Raw genomic sequence first — 12,724 nt, forward strand, 5'->3', positions numbered from 1 at the left:
TCGCCCCCTCTTAATTTAAGAGGGGGTTGGGGGGAGTTAATCAATATGTTTCCTTTTCCTGTATTTCATTCCGTTCCTTACAAAAAAAAAGTCTTCCGTAACATTTTCACCAATGCCACGGGGCAGCATATTCACGCCGATGTTTGCGATCCGGAGGATTATTCTTTGGTCGAAACGCTCATTGCGCTCACCTCAGGAATCGACCACAATCAGCCGCAGTTTCACCGCCCGTTTCAATATGCGGTTATCGAGGACGATCAAATCCTTCAGGTATTCGAAAGGGAACATTGGAATTATGGCCGCTTTGGAGATGGAAAATCCTATGGTGTCTGGTATGCGGCTGAAGATGAAATCACCAGTGTCACAGAGGCCTGTTGGGTGGCTTACCAATTAGCCAAAGACAATGTGCTTCCCAAGGGCGAGGTTTACCACAGTGAGCGTGCCATGTATCTTGCTGATGTTGACTCAAAGGCGTCCCTTGACCTTACCAAAGAAAAAACACTCTTTAATCAGCTTGTTCATCCTTCTGATTACAAATTTTGCCAAGCGTTAGGAAAAAAGATTGTTGAAAGTAAAATAGAAGTTTTACGTACCCTGTCAGCGCGAAAAAAGGGAGGCATTTGTAATCCCATTTTTTCTCCCACCCCTATCAAAAATCCCCAACGGATCTATTACCTTAAAATTAATGTTTACCCGGATGGAGAAATTGGAGTGGATTCTTCCCAAGAACTTATCCGAAATTTGTTTCAGGCCACAGATTTACAATCTCCTTATAAGGACGGAAATCTTCTGTAATAATCTTTTTGAGAAATCCTTTTGATAAAAGGTAGTACAAATTTACCCAGCGCAAAGTGCGTTTCTTGACACTTAAGAGCTTTTCTAAAACAAGCATCTCGAATCTCTTTTCTAAAAATCCATAAAAATTAGTTATTTACGTAATAGTTTGATTTTATTTTCTTTTTTGGCAGGTGGCATGGGGTTTGCTCTATTAAAAAGTCAGAGGGGGGGATGGACTTTTTAGATTCACTCCAAAATTTTTAGTTTTTCCACCCCAACGGTAAAGGAGGTTCGGTTACGGATTGTCCATAACTGGACCTCCTTTTGCCACTTCGTTTCTTCTCTTAAATTCTTCTTTTCCAAAAATATTCATAAATATTTTGAAAATAAGTCTCATAAATACCGAGTCATGGTTCGACGGCGCTCACCATGTCCGGGTAGGGCAATTCATGAATTGCCCTTACAAAAGGCGGTGATCGAAGGATTACTATAGTCGATCAAACAACTAAAATTCATTGCATTCTCTTGCTTTCTTCAGCTAAAAAGCACGGATGTTTTTTAAAGATCCACGTGTTCGTGTTGGGGCCTTTATTGTTGCCATTCTTTTCATCCTTACCTACGCCACCCTTAAAGTAAGTAAGCAATCGTTTCTTCCGGGTGGAAGCCAAAAATATTTCATGGTGATTGGGTCGGCTGTGGGGATGAGCCAAAAAACCCCCGTTCAAATTGCCGGCGTGCAAGTCGGTTATGTTTCTGAAATTGAATTGCTCGATCATTCGAAAGCCAAACTCACTTTAAAATTAAGTAAAAAAGTCAAATTGGCCGATGGAATAGTGGCCCGTGTCCGCTCAATGGGTTTTTTGGGAGATACCTATATTGATCTCATTCAACCCGTTGAAGTGACATCGTGGCTAGAGGCAGAAAGTACTATTCCGGCCCAAAGCACGGGGGGTGATTTTGGGTCGCTGGGAGGGGAGCTTTCTGATGTGACAGGGGATGTCAAGGCCATTACAAGCACTCTTCGAAAATACATGGCAGGGGACGATTCAAGTTTTGCGCATACCTTAAACAATATTGAACGGTTAACCGAAGCCCTTGGCCGTGTCTCTGTTCAAAATGAACAGAACCTGAATGCGATCATCGGTAATTTCAAATCTGTTTCAGAAAACCTGAATCTTTTGATTGCCCGCAATTTTTCAAGAATTGATAACACGGCCGGCAACATGGAAGAAATTACCGACAAAATAAGAAGAGGGGAAGGCACTTTGGGAAAACTGGTTAACGATGATGCCACCGTTGAAAAATTAAATGAGTCCATTGACAATTTAAATGATCTCTTGGGAAGTTCAAACAAGCTTCAGCTCGACATGGGCTACCATACCGAATATTTATCCTCCACGGAGCAGTTTAAGCATTATGTGTCGTTGGCCGTAAAGCCAAAGCCCGATAAATATTTTCTTTTTGAATTGGTGGATGACCCGGCCCCCGACACCAAGCATAAGACAAAAACGAGTCAAATCACCACCAACGGGGTGACGACAACCGTGCGCGAAGAAATTGAAACGGATGATACGGATCGATTTATTTTTTCAGCTCAGTTTGCCAAACAGTTTTATGATTTCACTCTGCGTGGAGGGCTTATTGAATCCAGTGGTGGGGCAGGGATGGATTATAAAAAAGGCCCTTTTGGAGCGCAGTTTTCCGCCTTTGATTTTGAAACCAAGCACGGAGAAAAACCCCATCTTAAAGCCACGAGCACCTACAATATCACCAAAAGTTTTTATATCATGGGGGGGGCCGATGATTTTATCAATCCCGAACAGGATACCGATTGGATCATGGGGGCCGGTATTTCGGTGACCGATGATGATCTTAAGTCGGTCTTGGGAATGTCACGATTGAAACCGTAAATATGTAGGGGCGATCCTCGTGATCGCCCGTTCAGGGTAGTGACAGGTTGCGACCTGTCACTACCAAAGGAAATTAACATGCCTCAAATAAAACGCGCCATTATCAGTGTTACAGACAAAACCGGGATTGTTGAATTCGGAAAATTTTTGCAAAGCATGAATGTTGAAATTTTATCCACCGGCGGCACGGCCAAGGTGCTTCGCGAAGCGGGAGTGAAGGTTGTGGATGTGTCCGAATATACGGGCTCGCCGGAAATTTTAGATGGGCGTTTAAAAACAATCCATCCCAAAATTGAAGGTGGCTTGTTGGGGATTCGTTCCAATCCAAAACATCTTCAGGAAATGAAGGCTAATGATATCCATCCCATTGATATGGTCATTGTGAATCTTTATGAATTTGAAAAAACAGTGGCCAAACCAGGCGTGCATTTAGAAGAGGCTATAGAAAACATCGATATCGGAGGCCCCACCATGCTGAGGGCTGCGGCCAAAAACCATCCCGATGTGACCGTGGTTGCTGATTTCAACGATTACCCTTGTCTTATAGAAGAGATGAAAAAATCATCTGGAAGCATTTCTTCTGAAACCAATTTTAAATTAGCGGTGAAAGTTTTTCAAAAAACCGCGCAGTATGATTCAGCCATTTCCAATTATTTGACTCCCAAAATCACCACGGAAGGTTTCCCGGATATTTACCAGATCAGCCTCGCAAAAGTGCAGGACCTTCGTTATGGAGAAAACCCTCATCAGAAGGCGGCTTTTTATAAAGATGTACAAGCGCCGACGGGAAGTCTGGTGGAAGCCAAACAAATTCACGGCAAGGAACTTTCGTTCAACAATCTTTTGGATTTGGAAGCGGCCCTCAATTGTGTGCGCGAATTTTCTCTTCCCGCGTGCGTTATCGTTAAACACACGAACCCTTGCGGGGTGGCTGTGGGTAAGGATTTGGCTGAAAGCTATGTGCGCGCCAAAGAAGCCGATCCTGTTTCGTGCTTTGGCGGGATCATCGGGTTAAACCGTGTTGTCGACCCGGCTTGTGCCCAGGCTATTTCAGAAACTTTTTACGAATGCATTATTGCGCCGGGGTTTGAACCTGCTGCCTTAAAAATCCTCGAAGCAAAAAAGAATATCCGTTTAATGGTTTTGGCCCCCGTAGGGGCGCAATTTATTGCGCCCGTTCTCGACATCAAACGTGTCGGTGGGGGACTCTTGCTGCAGGACAAAGATTTGGGGAGTGTCGATATTCGCACCGTCAAGGTTGTTTCCCAAAGAAAACCCACAGAACAAGAATATAACGAACTTGATTTTGCCTGGAAGGTGGCCAAACACGTCAAATCAAACGCCATCGTTTTTACCAAAGACGGTCAAACTTTGGGAGTGGGGGCTGGCCAAATGAGTCGGGTCGATTCTGTCAATCTTGCGGTGATGAAGGCTAAAAAATCACTTAAGGGTTCTGTTCTGGCTTCCGATGCCTTTTTCCCTTTTCGTGATGGTTTGGATGCCGCTGCCAAGCAGGGCATTACGGCGGTTATTCAGCCTGGTGGTTCTGTCAAAGATGAAGAAGTCATCCAAGCCGCCAATGAACATGGCCTGGCGATGATCTTCACTGGCATGCGGCATTTTAGGCATTGATCGGGAATTCTTTAAAGTATTCAAAAGGGCTTATGACGTGGAGTTTGTTTTTTGAGTATGATTTTTTGAGTTGTCCTACAATTTGTACTGCATTTTTGGGATTTAGTTTTTCAGCATAATATTGAAGTGATTTTGAAACTTCATCATCGCCCCATTTTACTTCAATTAAATCTTCCACATTGCCATCTTTAAGAACGACAAAATCAACTTCACGGCCTTCCTTGTCACGAATGTAATTCAATTCCATTTTGTAACCGAACCTGTCCTCAATATAATTAAGTTTTTTAAGCAAGTGGGTGGCGACCAGATTTTCAAAACGAGCTCCTTCATCGCCCATAATGTCGGCATTATCGAAAAAGTAAATTTTGGGGGGCTTAAGAATGGCCCGTGCCAAATTGTTTGTATAGGGTTTGACTTTAAAAACAACATACATTCGTTCCAAAATATCGACCCAATTTTTGACAGCATTGAAAGATACATGCAAGTTTTCGGCTATATTGGCAATGACCACAGCAGATCCGACCCTTTTTCTGAGCAAATCAAGAAGCAGGGCAAGGTATTGTATGTCTTTGATGGGTTCCAGATCACGGACGTCATTGCGCAGAATTTTTTCATAGCGTTCTTTTCTCCATCGTCTGGCTTCAATTTCATTTCCATCCAGAAAAGGTTCGGGGAATCCACCCACAGTCATGAGTCTTCCAAACACTTCTTTTTTATTTAACTTGGCTGGATGTTCTTCCAAAGAAAATGGATGGAGTCGCCAAGAATGATACCGCCCCATGAGTGAATCGCCCCCGCGCCGATAAGTGTCCAAACGGGCACTCCCCGTGATCAAAAACTGGTGTTTGTCACGGTACTTGTCGAAAATTCCTTTGAGCCAGTTTTTCCATCGTTTGTATTTGTGAATTTCATCCAGAATGATGAGCTTTTCCTGTTCCAACCATTTAAGGGACAAAATATTGCTCTTATCTTTATCGAAGTCCCAATTGAAATAAACTCCGTGATCGTGGGCTTGTTCATGAAGAATGGTGTTGGCCAAGTAGGTTTTTCCAACCTGTCTGGGCCCACTTAGAAAAACCATCTTTTTTTGCAGATCCTTGACGATAAAAGGGGTCAAATAACGCATATGGCTATATTAACCCACAGGTTAATAGGGTCAAGGCTATTTTAACTTATAGGTTAAAATAGCCATCACGGCATGCGACATTTTAGGTATTGACGTAGGGACCCCGTAATGCGGGGTCCCTACACGGTGAATTTCTCTTTCACCAATTTCTCCAAGATTTCCTTCGTATTCAGCTCTGGTTCATCCAGTACTTTTTCCAATAGAAATTTTTGGATTTCACCAATGATGGGGCCGGGTTTGTAGCCCAGGGCCATGATGTCGTGGCCGTTTAAGGCCAGGTCTTTGGGGCCGAACGGGGGTTTTTTGTCCAATTCATCCTGGATTCTTTGGCGCAAATTTAAAATACCCTTCATGCTGTCGGGGTAGCGCCCTCCTTTTTTATCGGCAATGCGCAGGTCGATCAAATCAAAAATATGATCCTTTCCGATTTTATTGACAAAGCGCCTGATGGCTCGTTCGGAATAAAAAGCCTTGGTTTCAAACATGTGGTTAAAGGTCATGTTTAACACCTTGCCGATGTTGACTCCAATGCAGGTGGCTTTATATTCATTAAGCCATTGCTTCGCGATGCGCTTGGAAACGATCTGGTGATTGTAAAAAGTGGTTTTGTCCTTGTCTTTGTCATAGTTCACTGTGGCGGGTTTGCCGGCATCATGTAAAAGGGCGGCAAACATAAGGTCAATATCCCCCGGTTTGTCCAATTCTGCGGCACTACGAGCGGCATCTAATACCTTCATGGTGTGCTGATAGACGTCCTCATTTTTTTTCATGGGTTGCATGACACCAATCATGGGAGGGATGAAAGGGAAAACAAATTCAAGCAACCCCACCTCGCGCATAAGGTCAAACCCATGGGAGGGTTTTTCGGCCATGAACAATTTTTTGATCTCCCCGATGATGCGTTCTTTTGAAATTTCGCGAATAAGGGCGGCATTTTTTTTCATGCCGGCGATTGTTTCCGGTTCAATGGTCAAATGAAATCGTGCGCTAAATTGAACGGCCCGAAGAAGGCGAAGGGGGTCTTCAACAAAAGTGTTTTCAAAAACCTGGCGGAGGATTTTTTTCCTTAAATCTTCCCGCCCGTTGTAGGGATCAAGATACTCCTGTGTTTTCAAATTTTTCGCGATGGCGTTGATGGTAAAATCACGACGCCCCAAATCTTTTTCAACAGGGATATGGGGATCAAAATCAACCTCGAAGTCACGATGTCCGGGTCCGACAGATTTTTCAACGCGCGGCAGGCTTAAATCAAATTCGATATCGTTTTTTTGTCGGGGACGAAACTTGATGATGCCAAACGATTTTCCCACCGTATTGACCCATCCTTCCTTTTTAAGAAGGCTCATGAGCGACTCCATGGGTAGGCCAGTGATGAGAAGATCGTTGTCTTTATGGGGGATGCCCAAGAGTTCATCGCGCACATTGCCGCCCACAAGATAAACTTCACCACCGGTTTTAAAAATGGAATCGACGAATGGGAATTGATTGCAGAGAGAAGACATCAGAAGCATGGTTCGACTAAGTCCGCCATGCCTGGGTAGGGGCAATTCATGAATTGCCCTTACAAGATGGGGGAAGCTAGTCGAAAAGGGTAATTAAGTGGATTCAACAATCTTGATTTTGGCTGATTTCTTTTTTTCTTCAAACCATTGATCAAAAATTGATGCAACACGTTCTTCTTTTAATTTTTGGATTTCTTCCTGTTTTTTGGTTTCAAACTCGGTCCAGTCCGCTTGTTTTTTTTCAACAAGCTTTACCAGATAGATCGCATCCCCTGTGTCAATAATGGAATCGAGAATGGGTTTTTCAGGGGACAGGCCGGCCAGTTTTTGGATGTCGTCAGGACGAATGCCGGGGAAGGCTATTTGCATCTCATTTAAATTCACACTGTCGGTTTCATCTTCCAGAAGTTCATTTTTTTTAACAAAGGATGCAACATTGCCGCTCCCTTTCCATAAAGGAAGCATTTCCTGGGCAAGCGAGTCAGCTTTGGCATGCCCCGTTTTTTTGTTTAATTCCTGAACGGCTTCCTGTTTTAAAATATCATCAGGGGGAAGGGTTTCTTTTGTGGATGATTTTTTCTGGTCAATCCAGGCCTGAATTTCTTTTTCATCCGGAATGTTTTTTTCGGCCAAAGGCATGAATTGAAGACTTACCTTTTTGAATTTGAAACGCGTATTTTCACTGGCAAAATGGCTTTTGACTTCGTTGTCGGAAACAACAACCATGTTTGAGAAATATTGGAACAGTTTGGCTTTGGTGAGGGCATTTTTAAGCCATTCTTCGTAATCAATGGCATACCGATTGGCAAACCAGGGACGAAAGCGGCTTTGATAAAAAACAGAATCAAATTTTCCATCTTTTTGGGCCTGGGGTGTTTTTTGGATGGCATCGGCTAGTTCGGCATTGGAAACAGCAAGTCCTATTTTTTCGGCTTCAGTGACCAGGATTTTTTCATTGATAATGCCATTTAAAACCATGCTCCGGAATTTTTGTTCAAAACTTTCGGGAAGGTTTTTATACATTTCGTTTGATTCCTGTTTTTCAAGGATTTGTCCCTGCAAATAGGCCACCGTAATGGGTTCCCCGTTGACTTTGGCGACAACAGCCGAAGGGTGGTTCTGGCTCTTTCTAAGGGTGCCCGAACCAAAAAAGAAAATGAAGACAACGGCGATAAGGCCCAGGATGGCTTTGGTGATCCATGTGGAAGCATGTTTTCGAAGAATGGTTAACATAATTTCTCCAAAGTAAACTCAAAGGCCTTGGCATTGCAACAAATTTCTTGCTTTGATGGCTTTGCTTCTGATACTTTGAAAAAATATATTAACCTTAAGGAATATCTATGATTTTTGACTTTATTCTTGGCATGTTTTCAAATGATCTTGGCATTGATTTAGGCACGGCAAATACCCTTGTTTATGTCAAAGGAAAAGGAATCGTGTGCTCCGAACCTTCTGTTGTTGCCATCCGGCGTGAATCACGAACCAATAAACGAATCCTGGCCGTCGGCAAGGAAGCCAAGGAAATGCTGGGTCGAACCCCAAGCAATATTGAAGCTATCCGGCCCATCAAAGATGGCGTGATTGCCGACTTTGAAATAACCGAAGCTATGCTTCGTTATTTTATCCGCAAGGCTCACAATCGTAAAACATTGGTGCGTCCCCGTATCATTATTTGTGTTCCTTTTGGCGTTACCGAAGTTGAAAAACGGGCTGTACGTGAATCGGCTGAATCAGCGGGAGCCCGCGAAGTTTACCTTATTGAAGAACCCATGGCAGCGGCTATTGGAGCAGGCCTTCCCATTACCGAGCCTTCAGGGAACATGATCGTTGACATTGGGGGTGGCACAACAGAAGTGGCTGTTATTTCCTTAGCTGGCATTGTGTTTAGCAAATCGGTTCGCGTGGCTGGTGATAAAATGGATGAAGCCATCGTCAGTCACGTCAAAAGAAACTACAACGTGCTCATCGGAGAACGAACAGCCGAGTGGATCAAGATCAATATCGGAAATGCGTTTCCTGATACCGAGTTACAAACCCTTGAAGTGAAGGGCCGCGACTTGGTGACAGGAATCCCACGCGTTTTGCAGATCAATTCCGATGAAGTTCGTGAAGCGCTGCTCGAACCGGTGCATGCCATTATTGAGGCCATCAAAATTACACTTGAAAGAACACCTCCTGAACTGGCGGGGGATATTGTTGACAAAGGGATTGTGCTTGCCGGAGGGGGTGCGCTTCTTAAGGGTTTGGATAAACTGGTTCGCGAAGAAACAGGGCTGCCTGTGACGATTGCCGAAGACCCGCTTTCGTGCGTTGTTTTGGGTGCTGGCAAGGCCTTGGATGAGCTCAGTGTGTTAAGAGAAATTGCCTTGCAATAAGGCAGTTTTTACATTCCCATTTTTGCCTTAAAAATTCATGAGAAAAAGAATTCTCCTGTCGGTCGCTTTACTTCTGACTCTTTTGGTCATTCTTCATCAACATTATCAAGAATCGGGTTCATCCGGTTTTTATCCTGCCAAGACAGTCAATTTTGTTTATCGTCCCTTTCAAAATCTTGCTTATGTGACAAGTAGGTTCGTCAAAAATACCTGGAAACACTATATAGCCCTGGTCGATGCCCAAAAAGAAAATGAAGCTTTAAAGAAACAGATTCATCAAAAACAATTGCTGGTGGTGGCTTTGGAAGAACGCATTAAGAGCATCCTTAAAGTGTCCAAAGCTCAAAGCTATGCCGAAGATTTAAAATTGGACGGAGTGCCGGCTCATATTTTGGCCTATGATCCTTTTGCCCAGATTCAGTCCGTGTGGGTTTCCAAAGGATCTGAAAATGGGGTGGTGTTGAATTCGCCGGTTATTAATGAACGTGGTTTGGTAGGGCGTGTGATTCGAGTTTTAGAAGATAGTTCCCTGGTTCTTTTGATGGTTGATTCCCACTTTTCGGTGGATGTCATTAATACCGAAAGCAGGGTGAGGGCCTTGGTGGTGGGTTCCGGGGTGGATGCCATCCGTCTCAAACGCTATCCCCTTATTTCACACATTGAATATTTTGATTTGGGCCAGCCCTTTAAACGCGGAGATCTTTTGGTGACCTCCGGGCTCGGCGGTATTTATCCTGGCGGTATTCCTGTGGGAACGGTGGCCGATATTCGGAGGGCCGAAGATTCATCAGTCGATCGGTCAACCGTCATCCCGGAAGTCGATTTTTCAACACTTGAAGAAGTGGTGATCTTGCAATGAAAATAATCTTTGTCATTTTGGTGGTCCTTTTTTTGCTGCCCTTGCAGATGTTGTTTCGATTTTCTTTGGGGAACATTTCCCTGAATCTTGAATTTTCAATCATCCTGATTATTTTCATCGGTTTTGAATTTGGACTTTTTGAAGGGTTGGTTTCAGTGGCTGTTCTTTCACTGATGTTGGAAGCTTCCAGTGCCATCACTCCTTTTTCCACACTTTTTGTGGGATGTTTTGTTTTTGTGACCATTTATCTTCTTATGGATCAGTTTTATACCGAGGCCTATGTCACCAAAGCCCTATGGGTCGGGTTTCTCACCTTGTTTATCAAATTTTTGTATGGCTTTGTCCTGTACCGCGAAGTGGCCCATTTGGACAAAGTCTGGTTTTGGGAACAATTATTTGTTCAATCTGTCATAAATGCCCTTATTGCCATCCCGAGTCTCTTGTTTTTGGATAGGAGCTTATCGTTCTGGCTGACGAAAACATCCAGAAAAAAAGCCCAAATCACGGGAGCCGACTATTTTGTTTCGAAGAGCAAGCAGAGACGGTATTTGTAATTTTCACCCTCTCCCTCACCCTCCCCCCTCAAGGGGGAGGGGATATATATTATGCCCCTTTACACCTCAGATGAAGATGTTGGTTATCTCCAGAAAAAAGTGGGGCTCTTGCTGATTTTTATTTTTTTATTCCTGTTCATTGTTGTTGCCAGGCTTCTTTATCTGCAGGTGATCAAGGGGCCCAACTATCGTATTCTTTCTGATCAAATCTCTGTTCGTGAAGAGGAAATAAGAGCCAAAAGGGGGCTTGTGCTTGACCGTAACGGGAAAGTACTTGCTGATAATCGTTCCATCTTTGAGATTGTCGCCATTCCCCAAGATTTAAAAGACAAAGAGGAAACAATAAAAAAACTGACAGAGCTTGTTCCTTTGACCACTGAAGAAATTAACGAGAAGCTGAAAATGGCCCGGGGCCAGCTTCCCTTTTTCCCCGTTGTATTGGCCAGTGATGTTCCCTATGACTGGGTGGCCAAAATCAGTGAATACAACAAGCCTACCGATGACGAAATGGGGCCTTCGACCTTGCCTGGGATTGAAGTCCGCAGGGCCCGTATCCGACGTTATTTATATCCTGATTTGTTTTCACATGTGATTGGTTATTTAAAAGAGGTTGACAGGGAAAATTTGGAGAAATTGAAAAAATCCCATGGGGATCATTACAGCATGGGCGATCTGGTGGGAACCAGTGGGCTTGAGACGACCTACGATGAATATCTTAAGGGCACCGACGGGGTTTTGGCCCGTGTGGTTGATGCTCGTGGCAAGGAAATACGCAATAATCCGGATGTCACACTCATTGGGGAAAGGGCCAATCTGACTCCGGTTTCGGGTTATGATTTGCAGACCGGCCTTGATTTTAAGGCGCAGGAAGCAGCGAGCCTTTCTTTTAAAGGAAGAAGAGGGGCGGCTGTTGCCCTTGACCCCAATACAGGGGAGGTGATCGTTCTCTACAGTGCCCCCAATTTTGACGGCAACCGCATTATCAAAAATATTGACAAACCTTACTGGCAAAAAATCAATTTGGATCCCGACAAATATCTTTATAATCGGGCCATACAAGCCACTTATCCTCCGGGGTCTACCTATAAGATGGTGACAAGTTTGTCTGGTTTATCTTCCCAAAAAATAAATCCGGAAACGGTTTTTCATTGCAGTGGAGGGCTCCAATTTGGAAACCGTGTTTTTCATTGCTGGAACAAACATGGACATGGGGCCGTTTCCCTTGTACGTGCCCTCACCCAGTCCTGCGATATTTTTTATTATCAAACCGGACTGAGGGCAGGGGTGGATACATTAAATCAATACGCCCATCGTTTGGGGCTTGGTGAAAAAACGGGCATTGATCTTCCTTATGAAAAAGCCGGGCTTATTCCCACCACCGATTGGAAACAAAAAAGATTCAAGCGGCCATGGATTGAAAGTGAAACGCTTTCCATTTCCATTGGTCAAGGATATGACCTGGTGACTCCCCTGCAAAATGCCCTCATGGTGGGAATTATTGCCAATGGGGGGCATAAGTTTGTTCCCCATGTTGTCAATAGACTTGTTGACTCCGAAGGAAAGGCTATTCTGGAAATAAATGACAAAATAGATCCGGAACCTTTAAATCCTGAATATTTGAAATGGATTCATGAAGGTTTAATCCAGGTGGTTCACGGGCAGGGAACGGCCGGACGCCTTCGGGCCAGTAAATTCAAGATTGCCGGCAAAACAGGAACAGCGCAGGTTTTAGGCTATGAATCCAAAGCGGCTCATTCCGAGCGCACCAAGGACCATGCCTTGTTTGTGGGGTATGCTCCGTATGATAATCCCCAGATTGCCGTTTCTGTTGTGGTTGAAAACGGGGGGCATGGGGGCAGTGAAGCAGGGCCGGTGGCCATGGCCATCATTGATGCTTACTTGGAACCGCGTGTTGCAGTAGATTCTCGCCCGTGAGAATCTACCCAGCGCCACAGGCGCGTTGAGGGGGAGGCTCCAGCGGCTTTGCCG

Annotated in this window: 10 protein-coding genes; 7 read left to right on the plus strand and 3 right to left on the minus strand. The window is 44.3% G+C overall.

Annotation, left to right across the window (positions count from 1 at the left end; genetic code table 11):
* The first annotated feature begins 45 nt into the window (after positions 1–45).
* From A2048_10045 to A2048_10055, 3 genes are all read left to right on the plus strand, one after another.
* Complete coding sequence (locus tag A2048_10045; protein ID OGP09251.1) at positions 46–795, plus strand: hypothetical protein; 750 nt, start codon at positions 46–48, stop codon at positions 793–795.
* Positions 796–1,328: 533 nt separating this feature from the next.
* Complete coding sequence (locus A2048_10050; protein OGP09252.1) at positions 1,329–2,687, plus strand: hypothetical protein; 1,359 nt, start codon at positions 1,329–1,331, stop codon at positions 2,685–2,687.
* Between the two features lie 78 nt (positions 2,688–2,765).
* Positions 2,766–4,319: a bifunctional phosphoribosylaminoimidazolecarboxamide formyltransferase/IMP cyclohydrolase gene (locus A2048_10055; GenBank protein OGP09253.1), complete on the plus strand. Its 1,554-nt coding sequence runs from the start codon at positions 2,766–2,768 to the stop codon at positions 4,317–4,319.
* On the opposite strand, the gene A2048_10060 is transcribed toward A2048_10055, so the two are convergent.
* The 3 genes from A2048_10060 to A2048_10070 all read right to left on the minus strand — a co-directional run bounded on the left by A2048_10060 (position 4,309) and on the right by A2048_10070 (position 8,180).
* Complete coding sequence (locus A2048_10060; protein ID OGP09297.1) at positions 4,309–5,424, minus strand: hypothetical protein; 1,116 nt, start codon at positions 5,422–5,424, stop codon at positions 4,309–4,311. The two genes, A2048_10055 and A2048_10060, sit on opposite strands and share 11 nt — an antisense overlap.
* A gap of 140 nt (positions 5,425–5,564) precedes the next feature.
* On the minus strand, positions 5,565–6,947 hold the full coding sequence (locus A2048_10065; GenBank protein OGP09254.1) for a hypothetical protein: 1,383 nt from the start codon (positions 6,945–6,947) through the stop codon (positions 5,565–5,567).
* Positions 6,948–7,040: 93 nt separating this feature from the next.
* On the minus strand, positions 7,041–8,180 hold the full coding sequence (locus tag A2048_10070; protein ID OGP09255.1) for a hypothetical protein: 1,140 nt from the start codon (positions 8,178–8,180) through the stop codon (positions 7,041–7,043).
* Positions 8,181–8,287: 107 nt separating this feature from the next.
* Here A2048_10070 and A2048_10075 point away from each other — a divergent pair, with 107 nt between their 5' ends.
* Genes A2048_10075 through A2048_10090 form a run of 4 tightly spaced genes read left to right on the plus strand, consistent with a single transcriptional unit; the run spans position 8,288 to position 12,670 of the window.
* Positions 8,288–9,322, plus strand: a complete 1,035-nt coding sequence (locus tag A2048_10075) for a rod shape-determining protein (protein ID OGP09256.1) — start codon at positions 8,288–8,290, stop codon at positions 9,320–9,322.
* A 37-nt stretch (positions 9,323–9,359) separates the two neighbouring features.
* Positions 9,360–10,181: a rod shape-determining protein MreC gene (locus A2048_10080; GenBank protein ID OGP09257.1), complete on the plus strand. Its 822-nt coding sequence runs from the start codon at positions 9,360–9,362 to the stop codon at positions 10,179–10,181.
* A complete protein-coding gene (locus tag A2048_10085) occupies positions 10,178–10,735 on the plus strand; it encodes a hypothetical protein (protein OGP09258.1) in 558 nt (185 codons plus the stop codon). Before A2048_10080 ends, A2048_10085 begins: the two co-directional genes overlap by 4 nt.
* A 51-nt stretch (positions 10,736–10,786) precedes the next feature.
* A complete protein-coding gene (locus A2048_10090; GenBank protein OGP09259.1) occupies positions 10,787–12,670 on the plus strand; it encodes a penicillin-binding protein 2 in 1,884 nt (627 codons plus the stop codon).
* Positions 12,671–12,724: the final 54 nt, after the last annotated feature.

Source organism: Deltaproteobacteria bacterium GWA2_45_12 (assembly GCA_001797365.1).
Lineage (GTDB): Bacteria > UBA10199 > UBA10199 > UBA10199 > UBA10199 > UBA10199.

Coding starts and splice junctions, on each gene's coding strand:
- A2048_10045 (OGP09251.1), top strand. CDS start 46: ATGTTTCCTTTTCCTGTATTTCATTCCGTTCCTTACAAAAAAAAAGTC.
- A2048_10050 (OGP09252.1), top strand. CDS start 1,329: ATGTTTTTTAAAGATCCACGTGTTCGTGTTGGGGCCTTTATTGTTGCC.
- A2048_10055 (OGP09253.1), top strand. CDS start 2,766: ATGCCTCAAATAAAACGCGCCATTATCAGTGTTACAGACAAAACCGGG.
- A2048_10065 (OGP09254.1), bottom strand. CDS start 6,947: ATGTCTTCTCTCTGCAATCAATTCCCATTCGTCGATTCCATTTTTAAA.
- A2048_10070 (OGP09255.1), bottom strand. CDS start 8,180: ATGTTAACCATTCTTCGAAAACATGCTTCCACATGGATCACCAAAGCC.
- A2048_10075 (OGP09256.1), top strand. CDS start 8,288: ATGATTTTTGACTTTATTCTTGGCATGTTTTCAAATGATCTTGGCATT.
- A2048_10080 (OGP09257.1), top strand. CDS start 9,360: ATGAGAAAAAGAATTCTCCTGTCGGTCGCTTTACTTCTGACTCTTTTG.
- A2048_10085 (OGP09258.1), top strand. CDS start 10,178: ATGAAAATAATCTTTGTCATTTTGGTGGTCCTTTTTTTGCTGCCCTTG.
- A2048_10090 (OGP09259.1), top strand. CDS start 10,787: ATGCCCCTTTACACCTCAGATGAAGATGTTGGTTATCTCCAGAAAAAA.